We start from the raw sequence: 17,163 nt of genomic DNA, 5'->3' as shown, positions 1-17,163 counted from the left end.
TGTCCGGGACCCAGGGGCCGGGGCAACGCGGTTGCCCTGGGTCCCGGCTCTCCGCTTCGCTACGGCCGGGATGACAACCGGTGTGGGCGAATGCCGATGGGCTCGAACCGCCGCGCGCTCTGAACCCGCCCCCTATCATTTCCGATAGCTTGTTCGCCCAACGCCGGACCCGCACGCTCCTCCCAAAGCCAGCGTCCCATGAAGGCGCGGCGATCAGGGAGGAAGAAGGATGTCCGGACCATCGCGTTTGGCGCTGACGCTCGGTGCGTCGGCGCTGGCCCTGCTTGCGGCCGCGCCCGCCTGGGCGCAGAGCAAAGCCCAAGGTCAAACCCAGGGCCAGAAGACCGACCCCTTCACGATCGAGACCCTGGTGGTCACCGCGCAGCGGCGCGAGGAGTCCGCCAACAGCGTCGGCATGCCGATCCAGGCCTTCAGCGGCGAAACCCTGCAGCAGCTGCGGGTCACCGACCCCAAGGACCTGTCGGCCATCGCCCCCAGCTTCACGGTCTCGCAGAGCTACCAGGGCGTGCCGACCTACACGCTGCGCGGCATCGGCTTCAACACGATCAACCTGTCGGCCACCTCGACGGTCGGCACCTATGTCGACGAGGTCGCCTACGCCTATCCGTTCATGAACACCGGCCCGATGTTCGACCTGGAGCGCGTCGAGGTGCTGAAGGGGCCGCAGGGCACGCTCTACGGCCGCAACACCACCGCCGGCCTGATCGACTTCGTGACCAACAAGCCCAGCGAGACCTTCGAGGGCTCGGCCACCGCCGAGGTCGGCAACTACCAGACCCACAATTTCGAGGGCTATGTCGGCGGCCCGATCGGCAAGGGCTTGCAGGGCCGCGTGGCCTTCCGTTCCGAGGACAGCGACGAGGGCTGGCAGATCAGCAACACGCGCGGCGAGCGGCAGGGCGAGAACCACCGCCTGGGCTGGCGCGGCGCCCTGGCCTTCCAGCCCAGCGACACGGTCGAGATCGACCTGTCCTATTCCGGCTGGACCAACACGTCCGACACCGTGGCCGCCCAGGGGATCGGCTTCACGCCGGCCACGGCGGCCAGTCCGTTCAACGCCCCGGGCCTGGTCGCCTACGTCAACGCGCACCCGCCGACCAAGGCCAGCCAGGCCGACTGGGCCTCGCCGACCGCTCGTGGCGCGGACATCGGCACGGGCCTGGGCATCGGTGGCCCGGCTCGCGAGGACGACCGGATGGACGCCGGCAAGCTGAAGGTGGTCTGGGACCTGACCGACTCGGTGCGGCTGGTCTCGCTGACCAGCTACAACAAGCTGACCCGCGACGCGGTGTTCGACTGGAGCGGCGCGCCCTACGAGGTGCTGGTCCAGAAAGCCCATGGCGAGATCGAGTCCTCGGCCGAGGAGCTGCATTTCGAGGGCAAGACCAGCAAGGGCGCCTGGCTCGTCGGCGGCTACATCGCCCACGACGAGATCCTGGACAGCAACCGCACCCTGCTGGGCCAGAACGCCAATGTCGGCCTGGTGCGCTTCTATGGCTCGACCCTGCTGGCCACGCCGTTCAACAGCGGCGGCTACACCGCCCTGCAGATGAGCCAGGCGTTCCGCACCTATCGGGACATCGGCGACATCGAGACCGACACCTGGAGCCTGTTCGCCAATGTCGACCACCAGCTGACCAGCGACCTGAAGCTGACCCTGGGCGTGCGCTACAGCCAGGACAAGCAGGACTACGCCGGCTGCTCGCGCGACTTCAACGGCAACATGCTGCCCAACGTCAACGTCGTGAACCGCGCCCTGTTCTTCGCCGCCTACGGCCTGGTCGCGCCGATCAGCCAGGGCCAGTGCAACACCTTCGACCCGGTCAAGAAGAGCTTTGGCCTGGTCACCTCGACGCTCGACGAGGACAACCTGGCCTGGCGGGTGGCGCTGGACTGGGCGGCGTCGGAAGACGTCCTGCTGTTCGGGTCGATCTCACGCGGGGCCAAGGCCGGCGTCACGCCGATCAACGCCGCCAACATCTCGACCCAGAACGCGCCGGCCAACCAGGAGCTGCTGACCGCCTACGAGGTCGGCATGAAGGCCGGCCTGCTGGACCACAGGCTCCAGGCCAATATCAGCGCCTTCTACTACGACTACACGGACAAGCAGCTGAGCGTCTATTTCGCCGACCCGATCTATACGGCCCTGGCGCGCCTGGCCAACGTGCCGGAGTCCATGGCCTACGGCCTGGACGGCGACATCACCTGGCGGCCTCTGCGCGACCTGACCCTGATCGCCTCGGCCACCTGGCTGCACACCGAGGTGCAGGGCTATACGGGCATCAACGCCGCCGGCCAGTCGCAGAGCTTCGACGGCCGCCCGTTCCTCTACAGCCCCAAGTTCCAGGGCGGACTGACCGCGCTGTTCGATCACGACCTGGAGAGCGGGCTGAAGCTGCAGGCGGCGTTGAACGGCCGCTGGCAGGGCAAGTCCTCGGCCGACCTGGAGGGCAATCCGCTGTTCGCGATCGACGGCTACGGCCTGCTGAACGCCAGCGTCGGCGTCTCGGACCCGGCCAAGGGCTGGGAGCTGTCGCTGTGGGGCCGCAACCTGACCGACGAATATTACTGGAGCGCGGTCAGCAGCAACGCCAACGTCGTGGTCCGCTTCCCCGGCAAGCCCACCACCTACGGCGCCTCGCTCACCGTCAAGTTCTGACCGAAATGATCGCTTCGGCGTGATGGCCGCCGAGCCGACCTCCCGCTCGCCATCGACCTCGGATCCTGGAGCGTGGCGCCTTTCCTGGCGCCACGCTCCTCTTTTTGGATCGTCAGGCCAGGGCCTTCTTGTAGAGCGCCAGCAGTTCGGTCCAGGCCTTCTCGGCGGCGGGCTCGTTGTAGACCTGGCTGCCCTTGACGGTCCAACCGTGGGCCGCGCCTTCATAGACCTCGACCTTGGCCGGGCGCTTGGCCTCGGCGAAGGCGGCCTTCAGCTTGTCCTTCACGGTCGGGTCCTGCTTGTCGTCGTTGTCGGCGACGCAGACCAGGTACTCGGCGTGGGTCTTGGGGATCAGCAGGTGCGGGCTGGTCGGCTGCCCGGTGACCAGGCCGCCGCCATGGAAGGTGGCCACCGCCCCGATCCGGCCCGGCGCCGCCGCGGCGGCGCGGAACGACAGGGGGCCGCCCATGCAATAGCCCTGGACGCCGACCTTCCTGGCCTTGTCGGTCTGGGCCTGGGCGTCGAGGAAGGCGACATAGGCGACGGCGTCGCGGTCGGTGCCCTCCGGCGTCACCGTGGCCCGCATCGGATCCAGCTTGGCGCGGTCGTCGGGCTTGGAGAAGTCGAAGGTCTGCTCGATCACCGGCGCCTTCTTGGCCCGGTAGTAGAGGTTGGGGACCAGCACCACATAGCCGGCCGCGGCCAGTCGCTTGCCCATGTCGCGGAACACCGGCCGCAGGCTCAGCACGTCCGGCCAGACCAGCACCGCCGGCCATTTCCCCTTGCCTTCCGGGTAGAACAGGGCGGCGTCGGCCACGCCGTCGGCCGTCTTGATCTCGACGTCCTTCTCGACCACCGGGCTCTGGGCCCGGACGGCGGTCGCGGCGACGCCGCCCAGCGCGGCGGCGGCCAGACCGAAGGTCCGGCGCGACAGGCGGGGATCGTGAACCAGACCGGGGTGGATATCGTCGTCACACATGCGAGCATTCTCCGTCGGAGCGCCAAAGACGCCGAGAGTGGGGGCGGCCAGCGCGCGCCGCCCTTGTGGTGAACGCATTACCGCATGACCCAAGCCCGGGAATGTTTCAACGGAGAAACACCGCGGACGCTCGTCGACGCCTGGCGGTCGTTGGCAGAACACAACGGCGGCGAGCGGCGGCGACGGCGATTTCACCAGCGCAGTTTCAGACCCGCCTGGAGCCCATAGCTGTGCTGCCGGCCCTCGAAGTCGGTTTCGTAGCGGACGTTGGCGTGCAGCGAGAGCCTGCTGTTGACCTCGGCCGTGACCCCGCCGTCGAACTCGACCCACTCGCCGCCGAGGTCGGCATGCAGCGGGACGAAGCCTTTCGCCGACGAGAACGCCGCCTTGGTGTCGCCCTGGAACTCGTACCAGAGGCTCGTCCGGCCCCACAGCGAGACGGCGTCTTCGCCGCCCCGATCCCAGGTCTTGGCGACGCGCGCGCCGAGCCTGCCGGTCAGGGCGTTCATGTCCTGGAAGTGAACGCGAGCGGCCATGTCGGTCACGTCGTCCAGCGAAACCGACTGGAACATCAGCTGGGCCTGCGGTTCGACCGTGACGGCGCCCGTCCGCAGCGCGCGGCCGCCCTCGATCGAAGCGGCGAAACCGGACCCGTTCGTCTTCACCGTCCCCAGGCGCGCCGACTGCGCCTTCATGTCGTACTGAGTGGCCTGGACGACCCCGTCGACGTACCAGCCCGTCGGATCAAAACGGGTCCAATAGGCGCCCAGCGTGTAGGCGTTGAACTTGTCCTTGCCGGTCCGCGCCTGGGTGAAGTGCTGAACCTCGCCGTCGCCGGAGCCGTAGGCCGCGTAGAGACCGGCGAACCGGCCGCTGTTCTCGCCGCTCTCGTGCACGAGGTCGACGCCCATCTGGGCCGCGTAGTAGTCGTAGTCATAGCGGGGCCCCTGCCCCAGGATCCCGTTCTTGCCTTCGCGCTCGCCGTCGCGAAGGAGGACGCGGCTCCATACGGCCCGATCATCGTCGCGATGGGGCCCCAGGCGGTCCATGTCGCCCATCCGCTCGTGCAGCGTGCCGACCAGGGACCGGCCATAGGTGAGGGCCAGCGCCGGCAGCGCGGCGTAGAGCGAGGTTTCCGGCCGGTAGGACGGGGTCTCCCCGCCCGCCTCCGTCGTCGAGCGCAGGAACCAGTCGTCGGAGGCGGTGGAGGCGCCGCCGCCGCGCACCAGCAGGTATTCGTATGGGCCGGCCAGGACGGGCGCTGACAGCTTGAACGCATCGGCGGTCGTGGTTCCGCCGTTCGCCGCGTCGACGACCAGGATGCCGTCGCCCGTGGTCAGGGCGCCCGCCCCGCCCAGATTGAGCACATGCACCGTCGTCGAGCCGGTCGCGGCCCCGCCCGCGATGACCAGCCGATCGCTGGGCGAGTCGTCGCCGCCGAGCAGGGTCTCGATCTCGAGCGCGCCGCCGTCGCCCGCATAGTCGCCGCTTACCGTGAGCGTGCCGATCGAATTGCCGGGCGCGACGCGGCCGCGGTTGACGACCTTGGCGAAGATCACGCCCACGCCGCTCAAGGTTCCGTCCGGCCCCACCGTCGTGGCCGAGCGGATCGAGCCGTTGATCGAAAGCTCGCCCATCACGATCGATGTCTGGCCGGCGTAGTCGCTGTGGCCGGCCAGGGTGAGGCGACCGGCGCCGAGCTTGGCCAGTCCCCCCGGACCGCCGACGCCCTGGCTGATCGTGCTGTCGAAGCCGTTGGTGTCGAAGCGCCCGCCGCCCGCGCCCAGCGTGATCGGTCGCGTCGCGGCCAGATCGAAGCCCGCCGCCCAGCGCAGGGTCCCGGAATCGAGCGTCAGCGCGCTGGTCGCGCCGCCGATATTGGCGTCTCGCGCGATCTGCAGCACGCCGGCGCGCACGGCCGTGCCGCCGGAATAGCTGTTGGCGCCCGTCAGGGCCAGGAGGCCGGAGCCGCCCTGCTCCACCGCTCCGAGACCGCTGATCACCCCGGCGAAAGTCACGCTGTCCGATCGATCGAAGACCAGGCGGCCGTCGTTGGCGACATCGCCGCCGATCCCGCCGCTGGTTCCACCGGCCCCGATCTGGAGCGTGCCGTCCCGGATCGTCGTGCCCTCCGAATAACTGTTGTTCCCCGTCAGGATCAGGGTTCCCGCATCCGACTTGGTGAGCCCCGCCGTCCCGGCGATCACGGCGGCGATTTCCGCCGTGGCCGCCGGATCGACACGCACCAGACCGCCGACGCCCGAGGCGTGGTTCAGGAAGGTCAGGACATGTCCCGCGCCCTGGATGCGGTAGCCGTCGCCGACGAACTGGAGCGCGACGGCCTCCACGTCCCCGCCCAGCGTGACGTCGCCGCCGGGCCCGGCGAAGACGGCCATGCCCGAGATCCATTGCTGGTTGATGGCGCCGTTCGGCGTCGTCCAATTGGTTCCGGCGAGGCTCCACGCGCCGCCGCCGCCGTCGACCCGTCCGTCGCCGAGACTGTCGCCGCCGTCCCAGAACTGGAGGGCGAGCCCATCGCGAACCGCCACCAGATTGACCTGGCCGGGAATGGCCGTCTGCACCTGGCTGGCCGCGAAACGATCGGGCAGCGCCCCCAAGGCAAGCCCCTGGTCGGTGAGCGCGCCGCCGTAGTCGATCAGCCGATAACTGCCAGGCAGCGTCGCGAAGTCCGAGGTCGGGGTGATGTCGAGCCTGCCGTCCAGCGTCAGATCGCCGGCGACCTCCACCAGGTCATTCAGGCGCCCGCCGACGACATTGGGACGCCCCAGCCGCCAGGTCAGCCGCGCGCCCGGCGCCAGGGCGAGCGCTCCGACCGAAAGGCTGCCCGGCGCGGCGAGCGGGCCAGGAGCGAGGCGCGCGCCGGCGCTTATGCTTACAGATCCCGCGATGGAGCCGCCGCCCGACAAGGTCGCGCCGGACACGACGGTGACGGCCGTGGCGCCGAGCGACCCCGCCGCCTCCAGCCGCCCCCGGACAATGGTCGTCGGGCCGGTATAGCGCATGGCGCCGCTCAAGGTCAGCGTGCCGCCGCCTTCCTGGCGCAACGCGCCGGCCCCGCTGATCGCGCCGGTGAACGTCACATCGTCCGAGCGATTGAAGGCCAGCGTTCCATCGTTGACGACTTCGCCGGTGATCGCGCCGCCGGTTCCGCCATTGCCGATCTGCAGGGTTCCCGCGCTGATCAGCGTGCCGCCGGCGTAGTTGTTGGCGCCCGTCAGGACGGTCTTGCCGGTTCCGGCCTGGGTCAGCGATCCGGCGCCGCTGATCGCGCCGGCGAAGGCGGTCTGGTCCGCTCGATCGAAGACCAAGACGCCGTTGTCGACGACGTCGCCAGCAAGGCTGCCGGTCGTTCCGCCGTTGCCGATCCGCAGCGCGCCCGCGCTGATCGTCGTGCCGCCGCTGTAACTGTTGTCGCCGACGAGGATCAGGGCGCCGCCGCCCTGCTTGGTCAGCGCGCCCGTGCCGGCGATGCCCTGCGCGAAGGTCGAGGTGTAGCCGCCGGTGTCTATCGCGCCGCCAAGGCCGAGCAGGTCGACGGGCCGCGTCGCGGCGGGATCGAAGCTGGCGCCCAGGCGCAGCGTGCCGCCGTCGAGAACGAGGGGGGCGGCCGCCGCGCCCAGATTGCCGTCGCTGGACACGACAAGAGTCCCCGCCTCGACGATCGTGCCGCCGGCATGGCTGTTGAGTCCGGTCAGGACGAGCGTTCCCTCGCCGGTCTTGCCGAGCTGGCCGGCGCCGGTGATCACGCCGTCGAGCGTCAGCTGCGCGCCGGCGCCGATCGAGAAGGCGCCGCCGTTCTCGCCAAGCGCCACGCCGCGCGCGGAAGCGAAGCTCGCCGTGGTCTCCAGCGTGCCGAAATCGAGCGCGAGCCCGCCGGAGGCTGCGCCGAGATTGGCGTCGGCGCCGATCCGGATCGCGCCGCCGTTGATCGCCGTGCCGCCGGCATAGCTGTTGGCCCCGCCCAGGACGAGCACCCCGCCGCCGCTCTTGGTGAGCGTCGCCGCCCCGGTGATCGACGCGTTGATCGTCGCCGTCGTCGACGGATCGACCCGGATGATCGTGACGCCCCCGGCGGTCAGACCAAAGCCGCCGCCCTCGATGCGGTAACCGCCGGTGCGAAACTGCATGCCCTCGAAGGCGATCGGTTCGCCCAGGGTCACCACGCCGGCCGCGCCCTGGAAGATCGCGAAGCCGCCCTTCCAGGCGGTGTTGACGCCGCCGTTGGCGACCGTCCAGTTGGTCGCCGTCGCGCTCCAGATCGCCGCGCCGCCGTCGACGACGCCGTTGCCGGCGGTGTTGGGACCATCCCAGAACTGCAGCCCGGCCCCGCCGCCGCTGCTGACGATCAGGTTGACCTCGCCCGGCGTCGCCGTCGAAATCACCAGGTTCGGGGCGGAGAAGCCGCTCGGCGCCGCGCCCAGCACAAGGCCGTTGTCGGTCAGCGCGCCGCCATAGCCGATGAGCCGATAGACGCCCAGACCCAGCCCGCCCGCGTTGGCGACGTTCAGGGTCCCGTCCAGGGTGAGGGCGCCGCCCACGATGGTTAGGTCGTTGACGCCTTGGTGGACGATGTCGGGCAGGCCGAGCTCGTAGTCGAGCTGCGAGCCGGCCCCGAGCACCAGAGACCCCACCGTCAGCACGCCGGGACCGTCGCCCGGCGCCAGACGCCCGCCGTCGGCGATAGTCACGGCGCCGCCGATGACGCCTACCCCGCCCAGCCGCGCGCCGCCGGCCACGGCGACGGCGCCGCCGATCGTCCCGTCGACGAGGAGGCGGCCGTTGTTGACGCTGGTCGGCCCGGCATAGCTGCTGGCGGCGGTCAGCGTGGTCGTGCCGGACCCCTGCTGGACCACCGCGCCGGTTCCGCTGATCACCCCGTCGAACACCAGGGCGTTGGAGCGATCGAACACCAGCGTTCCTTCATTGGCGACATCGCCGACGATGACGCCGGTGGTCGCGCCGTCGCCGAGCCGCAGCGCGCCGGCCATGATCGTCGTGCCGCCCGCATGATTGTTGTCGGTGGTCAGCGTCACCGTGCCGACGCCCGTCACGCTCAAGGCGCCGGGACCGGTGATCGGTCCGGAGAACAGGTCGGCGAAGCCGCCGTTGTCAATCGTTCCGCCGCCGACGCTCAGCAGGATGGACCGCTGGCTCGCGAGCCCGGCCGTGGTCAGCAGGCGCCCGCCGTCCAGGGTCAGCGTCGCGCCCGCCCCGCCAAGATTGAGATCGCTGGCGACCGCGAGGGTTCCGGCGCTGACGGTTGTTCCCCCGGTATGGGAATTGGCCCCCGAAAGCGTCAGCGTGCCCGCGCCGATCTGGTTGAGCGCGCCCGCGCCGCTGACCACGCCGGCGAACGTCACCGCGTCGGCCCGGTTGAACGCCAGCGCGCCATTGTCGGCGACGTCGCCGGTGAGGCTTCCAGCCGTCCCGCCGTCGCCGATCTCGAGGACGCCGGCGCTGATCGTGGTCCCGCCCGTGAAGGTGTTGGCGCCGGTGAGGATCGTCGTCCCGGCGCCGGCCTGCAGAACCGCGCCGGCGCCGCTGATCGCGCCGCCGAGGACCAGCGTGTCGGAACGGTCGAAGACCAGCAGGCTGTTGTCGACGACATCGCCGGCGATGTCGCCGCTGGTCCCGCCGTCGCCGATCCGCAGGGCGCCGGCGCTGATCGTGGTGCCTCCTGTATAGCTGTTCGACGCCGTGAGGACCGTCGCGCCCGTCCCGGCCTGCACCACGGATCCGCCGCCGCTGACCATGCCGTCGAAGAACACCAGGTTCGAGCGCGTGAAGGTCAGGACGCCGTTGTTGACGACATCGCCGGCGATGTCGCCGGTGGTCCCGCCGTCGCCGAGGCGGAGCGTGCCGGCCGCGATCGTGGTCCCGCCGGCATAGGCGTTCTCGGCCGTCAGCGTGACCGTCCCGACGCCGGTCAAGGTCAAGGCGCCGGGACCGGCGATCTGGCCGGCGAACAGGTCGGAGACGCCGCCGTTGTCGATTGTCCCGCCCCCCGTGGCCAAGCCGATGGGACGCGTGCTGCTGATCGCGGCCGTGGTCAGCAGGGCCGCGCCGTCGAGCGTCAGACCCGCGAGGGACGCGCCGAGATTGAGGTCGCTGGACACCGCGATCGTTCCCGAACGGGCGATCGTGCCGCCCGAATAGGTGTTGGCGCCGCCGAGCGTCAGCGTGCCGGCGCCGGTCTGGCTGACCGTTCCAGAGCCGCTGATCGCGCCGGCGAACGTCACGGCGTCGCCGCGATTGAACACCAGGGCGGCGTTGTCGACGATGTCGCCGGCGAGGCCGCCGCGGGCGGCGCCGTCGCCGACCCGCAAGGTCCCCGCGCTGATCGTGGTCCCGCCGGCATAGGTGTTGGCGCCGATCAGCGTCAGCGTTCCCGCGCCGAGCTTGGTCAGCGCGCCGCCGCCGCTGATCAGCCCGCCGAAGGTCACCGCGTCCGACCGATTGAAGATCAGGCCGGCGTTGTTGGCGACGTCGCCAAGGACGCCGCCCGTCGCCCCGCCGTTTCCGATCTGCAGCGCACCGGCCTGGATCGTCGTGCCGCCGGAATAGCCATTGTCGCCGGCGAGGGTCAGCGTGCCCGCCCCGATCTTGACCAGCGCGCCGGCCCCGACGACGCCCTGCGCCAAGGCGACGTCATGGCCATTGGTGTCGATCGCGCCCCCCGACGGGGCAAGGGTCATGGAGCGGCTGGCGGCGGGATTGAAGCCGGCGTCGAAGCGCAGCGTCCCGCCGTCCAGGTCCAGCGCGCCGGTGGCGGCGCCGAGATTGGCGTCGGCCGTCACGGCCAGCACGCCCGCGCCGATGACCGTGCCGCCGGCATAGGTGTTGGCCCCCGAAAGGACGAGCGTGCCGGCTCCCGACTTGCGGAGCGCTCCCACCCCGCCGATCACGCCGCTCAGCGTCAGCTGGGTCGCGCCGTCCGGCGAGACCACGCCGCCATCCTCGCCCAGGGTGACGGCGCGACCGGAGCCGAAGCTGGCCGTCGTCGCCAGGCTGGCCCCGTTCAGGCTCAGCGCGCCGCTCGCGGCCCCGAGATTGGCGTCGGCGCTGATCCGCAACGCGCCGGCGTCGACGACCGTGCCGCCGCTGTAGGTGTTCGAGCCGCCAAGACTCAGGGAACCGGGTCCGATCACGGTGAGCCGCGCCGGGCCGCCGGCCCCGTCGGCGATCGGCGCATCGACCGCCGCCGTCACCGAGGCGTCGACCCGGATGATCGTGTCGGGCCCCGCGGCGAGGCCGAAGCCGCCGCCCTCGATCGCATAGCCGTCGGTGCGGAACTGCAGACCCTCGACCGTGATCGGCGCGCCCAGCGTCACGACGCCCGCCGCCCCCTGGAAGACGGCGAAGCCGCCCTGCCACGGCGCGTTGACCACGCCGTCATCGGCGGTCCAGTTGGTCGCGGCGTTGGTCCAGCTTCCGGCGCCGCCATCGACAAGGCCGTCGCCGGCGGTGTCGGGGCCATCCCAGAACTGGAGGCCGAAGCCGCCGGCGTTGACGATCAGGTCGACCTGGCCGGCGGTCGCGGTCGAGACCAGCATGTCGCCGGGGACGAACCGGGTCGGCAGGCCCGCGACCGCCAGACCATTGTCGGTCAGCACGCCGCCATAGTTGATCAGTCGGTAGACACCCCGGCCGAACCCGCCCGCGTCGGCGATGTTGAGCGTACCGTCCAGCGTGAGATCGCCGGTGACGATGGTCAGGTCGTTGGTCCCGCCGCCGACGATGTCCGGCAGGCCAAGCTGGTAGTTCAGCACCGATCCGGAGCGGAGCAGCAGCCCGCCGACCGTCAACGTGCCGACGCTCTCGCCCGGCTCGAGGAACGCCCCGTCGGCCAGGGTCACCGCGCCGGCGAAGCTGCCCGAACCCGCCAGCCGCGCTCCGCCGGCGATCTCGGCCGGTCCGGTCACGGAGCCGTCGATCAGCAACCGCCCGCTCAGAACGATCGTTCCGCCCGTATAGGTGTGGGCCCCGACCGCGATCAGCGTGCCGGGTCCCGTCTGGACGACGGCGCCGGCCCCGCTGATCGTGCCGCCGAACGCCGTCCGACTGCCGGGGCCGGCGACGTTTCCGAAGAACACTGGACCCGCGCGATCGAAGACGAGCCTGGCGCCCGCCGCGATCACGACGTCGCCGTTGAGCGTTCCCGCGTCCAGGCCGGCTCCGAGCTGAAGCGCCCCCGCGTCGATGATCGCGCCGCCGGTCTGGCTGTTGGTATTGGTGAGGACCAGGGTTCCCAAGCCGTCCTTGACCAGCGGAACCGCTCCGAAAACCACGCCCTCGGCGGTGATCGTGCCTGGCCCCGAGTCGATCGTCACCGGTGCGGCGCCGGTGAATTCAATCCTGCGCGTGATGCTGAACGTTTTGGTGAGAGCAAGCTTGCCGCCATCCTCCAGGTAGATGGTCCCGGTCGAATTGCCCAGATTGGCGCTCGCCTCCGCGACGAGCGTCGTGGCCAGCGGCGTCGGGCTCGAAACGCCGATAATCCGCAAGTCACCCACGAAGGGGTTGTTTCCGGTCACCGTCGCGACGCCGCCGTTCCGGAACGTCACATCGCCAACGCCGGAGATATTGTTGGTGACCGAATAGGTGTCGCTGCGGCCGAAGGCGAGACCGCCCTGGTTGATGATGGCGCCAAAGACGCCGCCCGTCGTCCCGCCGAGGTCGCCGATCTGCAGCACGCCGCTCTTGATCTCGACGCCCCCGGTAAAGGTGTTGTTGCCGGTCAGCAGGATCGTGGCGCCGGGGCCGCCCATGCTGTTGAACCGGCCAGGCCCCGATATGACGCCCGTGAAGGCCGCGTTCGAGCCGTTGAGATTGAGCGTCCCGCCGCCAATCCCGAGCGTCACCCCTCGCGCCGAGCTGAACCCGTCGCCGACGTTGAGCGTGCTGTCGTCGAGCGTCAGTCCGCCGCCAGCCTCGCCCAGAAGATTGTCGGCGGCGACCGTCAGGGCGCCCGCCTTGACGAATACGCCGCCGGCGAAGCTGTTGCCCGCGCCCTGCAGCACCAGCTCGCCAAGGCCGGCCTTGGTGAGCGCGCCTGGGCCGGAAATGACGCCGGAGAAGGTGGCCAGCGCCCCGAGGGTCGTGATCGTCCCGCCGCCCGCGTCGAGCGTCACGGCCCGCGCGGTGGCGAAGCCCTCTCCCACGTGCAGGGCGCCGCCGTCGAGGGCCAGCCCGCCCGTCGCCGCGCCCAGGTTGGCGTCGACGTCGACGCTGAGCACGCCTTCGTCGATCCTGGTCCCGCCGGTGTAGCTGTTGGCGCCGTTAAGAAGGACCAGCGCGCCGGCGCCGGCCTTGCGAAGCCGCCCGGCGCCGTCGATCAGTCCGGACATCGTCGTGATGGTCGTCTCGCCGATCGTGTCGAAGGTCTGGGTGGTGTCCTGGATCGTGAACGGTATGACGAAGCTGAACGAGCTGGTCAGCGCCAGCGTGCTGTCCAGGGCCATGAAGACAGTGCCCGTTCCCGGTTCCCCCATGGTCTCGCGGAAGTCGGCGATCAGCGTGCTGCCGACAGGCTGGCCGGCGACGCCCGTGATCCGGGTGTCGCCCTTGTAGGCGTTCCTCGACAGCAGGTGCGCGACGCCGCCGCCGGTGATCTCGATCCCGCCGGTTCCGTCGATTTGGTTGGCGATTTGATAGGCGCCGCCGCGGTTGAAGATCAGCATGCCGTTGTCGAGCACGTCGCCGGCGATGCTCCCCGTCGCGCCGCCGGCGCCGAGCTGCAGAACGCCGCCGTTGATCGTGGCGCCGCCGGTGAAGGTGTTGTCCCCGGTCAGGACGATGGTGTTCGCCGAGGCGCCCTTGGTGAGCCGGCCCGTCCCCGAGATGACGCCGCTGAAGGTCGCGCTCGCGCCGCTGGTGTCCAGCGTGCCGCCGCCGTCCTCCAGGGTCAGGGCGCGCGCCGAGCTGAACCCGCCGCCGACGGTCAGCGCGCCGCCGTCGAACGTGACGTCCTGGGTGGGGTCGCCGAGCAGGCTGTCGGTCGCGGCGGTCAGCACGCCGGCCATGATGACGGTCCCGCCCTCATAGCTGTTGGCCGTTCCTCCGAGCACCAGATTGCCCACGCCGGTCTTGAACAGCGCGCCCTCGCCATGGATCAGGCCGGTGAAGGTGGCGGTCCCGCCGGTCGTATCGATGATCCCGCTCTCGAATTCGAGATGCACGGTTCGCGCCGTGGTGAAGCCATCGCCCACGCGCAGGGTGGCGCCGTCGAACGTCAGGCCGCCCGTCGCCGCGCCCAGATTGGCGTCGGTCGCGACGCTCAGCGTGCCCTGGTCGAGATTGACGCCGCCGGCGAAGGTGTTGATCCCGCCGAGGATCAGCGTCCCGTTGCCTTCCTTCTTCAGTTCCGTCAGGGCGCCCAGTCCGTTGGTGATCGGCGCCTCGATCCTGGCCGTCATCCCCGGATCGACGGTGATGATGGTCTCCGGCTCATGGGCCAGCGAGAAGCCGCCGCCCTGGACGACATAGCCGTCGGTGCGGAACTGCATCCCCGCGAAACCCATGTTCCCGCCGAGCGTGACCGTGCCGGCGGCGCCCTGGAACACCGCGAAGCCCCCTTGCCACGGAGCGTTGACGCTGCCGTCGTCCGCCGTCCAGTTGGAGCCCGACGGGCTCCAGATTCCCGATCCGCCATCGACGATGCTGTTCCCGGCGGTTCCGGCGCCGTCCCAGAATTGCAGGCCGAAGCCGCCGGCGCTGACGATTAGATTGACCTCGTTGGGGGTCGCGGTGGAAACGAGGATGTTTCCTGTCTCGCGAAAGCGTTCCGGCAGCGCGCCAAGATCCAGTCCGTTGTTGGTGAGCGCTCCGTCATAGTGGATCAGCTGGTAGACGCCCTGGCTGAAGCCGCCCTCGTCCGAGATGTTGAGCAGGCCGTCGAGCGTGAGCCCGCCGGTGACGATGATATGGTCGTTGGACGCGCCGCCGACGATGTTGGGAAGGCCCAGCTCATAGTCGAGCAGCGAACCGGGGTTCAGCACCAGCGATCCCATCGTCAGCGTGCCGAAGCTCGCGCCCGGCGCCACCTGTCCGCCCGCGAGAACCGTAACCGCGCCCCCAATGCTGCCCCCGCTGCCGCCTAGCGTGCCGCCGGCCGCCACCTGCACGGCCCCGGCGACCGAACCGGAGATGTCCAGCCGCCCCGCGTTGACGCTGGTCAGGCCGGAATAGGTGTTGATCCCGGCCAGAGTGGTCGTGCCGGCGCCCTGCTGGATCAGCGCGCCCGAGCCGCTGATGGCGGCGATCTGCGTCAGGTTGTCGGAACGATCCAGGATCAGGGTGGCGTTGTTGACGATGCGGCCGGCGATCGTGCCCCGATCGCCGCCGTCGCCTTGCCGCAGCGCGCCGCCGCTGATGGAGACCTCGCCGGTGAGGGCCAGTTCGCCCAGCAGCGTAAGCGTTCCGCCGCCTTGCTTGTCGAACGTGCCGGACCCGACGATCCCCCCGCCATAGGTCAGATCGGTCGCTCGGTTGAATGCGACCGCGCCCTCGTTGTTGACGTTGCCGACGAGGATGCCCGTCGATCCGCCGTCGCCGATCGTCAGCGTCGCCCCGGGAGCGACGGTGGTGAGACCCTCGCCGCTGGTTTGGAGCGTGCCTGTCACCGCCAGCACGCCGGAGCGAACCTCGACGGCGGAACCGCGCACCCCGGTCGAAGCGACGGTCCCGCTCAGGGTCAGCCTGTTGCCGCCCTCCTTGATGATCGCCCCGCCGCCCGAGATCGATCCCGCGAACACCAGGTCCGTGGCGCGGTTGAAGGTCAGGACGCCGGCGTTGCTCACGTCGCCGGCGATCGTGCCCGTGGTTCCGCCGGCGCCGAGCCGCACGTTGCCGGCGTCGATCGTCAGGGTCCCCGTGTAGTTGGGGCTGTCGGCCGCCAGGATCAGAAGGCCCGTGCCCTTCTTGTGAAGCGGGTAGGCGCCCAGCAGATTGCCCGTGAAGGTGACGCTCGGGCTCGCCACATCGATGGTCCCGCCAGCCACCGAGACCGTCGTCGCCCGCCCGGTGGTGAACGGATCGCCGACCCGAAGCGTCCCCCCGTCGAAGGTCAGGCTTCCGGTCGCGCTGCCCAGGTTGACGTTGCTCGACACGTTGAGCACGCCGTCCTCGATCCGCGTGCCGCCGGAATAGCTGTTCGCCGCGATCACCGTCATCCGGCCTGCGCCGCGCTTCACCACCGAGCCGGAGCCGACGATGGTGCTGGTGAAGATCACGTCGTCCGACCGACTGAGCGTCAGGACGCCGTGGTCGACGATGTCGCCCTCGAGGCTGCCGGTGACGCCACCTGCCCCGATCGACAGTCCGGCGCCGCTCGCGATCATCGCACCGCCGCCAAGTCCCGGGCGAAGCGTGCCGGTCACGGTCAGGGTTCCGCGCTGCACGTTGATCGTGTTGGGAGCATCATCCGTCAGGCTGACCGTACCGCCCAGCGTCCAGGCCTCGCCGTCCATGGTCAGGTTGGTGAACCCGCTCATCGGGCTGCTTTCGGAGCCCGAGCCGTGGAGTCGCAGGAAGTTGTTGGCTCCGAAGCTGGTCGCGGCGCCGTGGAGTATCGAGCCCGTGTCGAGCGTGAGGAGGTTGTCGTTGCTTCCGAAGTTGATCGCGGTGCCCGTTTCGGAGGAGATCGTGCCGCGGTTAGTGACCTGCGCCCCGCCGTCCGTGATCTCGACACCCATGCGGTGCCCGTCGATCAGCCCTTCATTGACGATCACATGGTCGCCCGACCGGATGACGATGGCGCTGGGCGACACGCCGATCCCGGACCGGATCGAGGCGCCCGCATGGTTGTTGATCGAGACCGTTCCCAACGTGTCGATAAAGATGGCGATGCCGCTGTTGCCGTCGCTGCCGCCATCGCCGCCGTGGTGCAACGGATCGGCGAACAGGCCGATGTCGCCGCTGTTGATCGTTCCGAAATTGTCGACCGCGCCGCTGGTGTTGTGGGTGAAGGCGATCGCGGGGCCTTCCCCGGCGCTGATGTCGCCAAGGTTGGTGATCGCGAGATTGACGTGCGTGAAGCTTCCATCGACGGCCACGCCGCGGTCGTCGCCGAGGATCAGGCCGATCGGCTGGTTTATCAGGCTGCCGTCGTCGCGGAAGCGAATGGCCGAGGCGGAGTCGAAGTTCCGTTCGCCGGTGAAACGCCTGTCGTTCGTTATGACGCCGGCGTTGGTGAACGTGGCGGGCGGGATGCCGTCGACGATGATCGCGTCCTTGTTCCGCGCGGAAGCCGTCGTGCCTTGATTGAGAATGTAGGCCGTGTCGCTGTTCAGCCGCTGGGTGTTGAAGCTGGATCGGACCTCGGTCTGGGCGTGGCCGACGCCATGGGCGACGCCGATCGCCAGCGCCGCCGCCAGCGCGATCGATGACGCGGAGGAGCAGTGCGCCGCACGCGACGAACGCCGGGCGCCCCCGCGTTGCGACATGGCAAACTCCTGCGACTGGCGGACCGTCCCTTTTCGGCGAC

At 70.1% G+C, this 17,163-nt stretch carries 3 protein-coding genes; 1 reads left to right on the top strand and 2 read right to left on the bottom strand.

Annotated elements, in window-relative coordinates:
• The first annotated feature begins 229 nt into the window (after positions 1-229).
• Positions 230-2,680 carry a TonB-dependent receptor gene (locus ASD21_RS17240; RefSeq protein ID WP_056443979.1) on the top strand — a complete coding sequence of 817 codons (2,451 nt, stop codon included), beginning with the start codon at positions 230-232 and terminating at the stop codon, positions 2,678-2,680.
• Positions 2,681-2,792: 112 nt separating this feature from the next.
• Here ASD21_RS17240 and ASD21_RS17235 read toward each other — a convergent pair whose 3' ends face one another.
• Together ASD21_RS17235 and ASD21_RS24065 are read right to left on the bottom strand one after the other, a co-directional pair.
• Positions 2,793-3,659 carry a dienelactone hydrolase family protein gene (locus ASD21_RS17235; RefSeq protein ID WP_056443976.1) on the bottom strand — a complete coding sequence of 289 codons (867 nt, stop codon included), beginning with the start codon at positions 3,657-3,659 and terminating at the stop codon, positions 2,793-2,795.
• Between the two features lie 191 nt (positions 3,660-3,850).
• The gene (locus ASD21_RS24065; protein ID WP_056443972.1) at positions 3,851-17,122 is read right to left on the bottom strand and encodes an autotransporter-associated beta strand repeat-containing protein; all 13,272 of its coding nucleotides are present in this window, start codon (positions 17,120-17,122) and stop codon (positions 3,851-3,853) included.
• Positions 17,123-17,163: the final 41 nt, after the last annotated feature.

This window comes from Caulobacter sp. Root1455, assembly GCF_001426905.1.
GTDB lineage: Bacteria > Pseudomonadota > Alphaproteobacteria > Caulobacterales > Caulobacteraceae > Caulobacter.
The sequence above is the reverse complement of the archived record's forward strand: the minus strand, read 5'-3'. Positions and strand labels throughout refer to the sequence as shown.

Excerpts from the sequence above, each read along its gene's own strand:
- ASD21_RS17240 (WP_056443979.1), top strand. The coding sequence starts at position 230 with ATGTCCGGACCATCGCGTTTGGCGCTGACGCTCGGTGCGTCGGCGCTG.
- ASD21_RS24065 (WP_056443972.1), bottom strand. The coding sequence starts at position 17,122 with ATGTCGCAACGCGGGGGCGCCCGGCGTTCGTCGCGTGCGGCGCACTGC.
- ASD21_RS17235 (WP_056443976.1), bottom strand. The coding sequence starts at position 3,659 with ATGTGTGACGACGATATCCACCCCGGTCTGGTTCACGATCCCCGCCTG.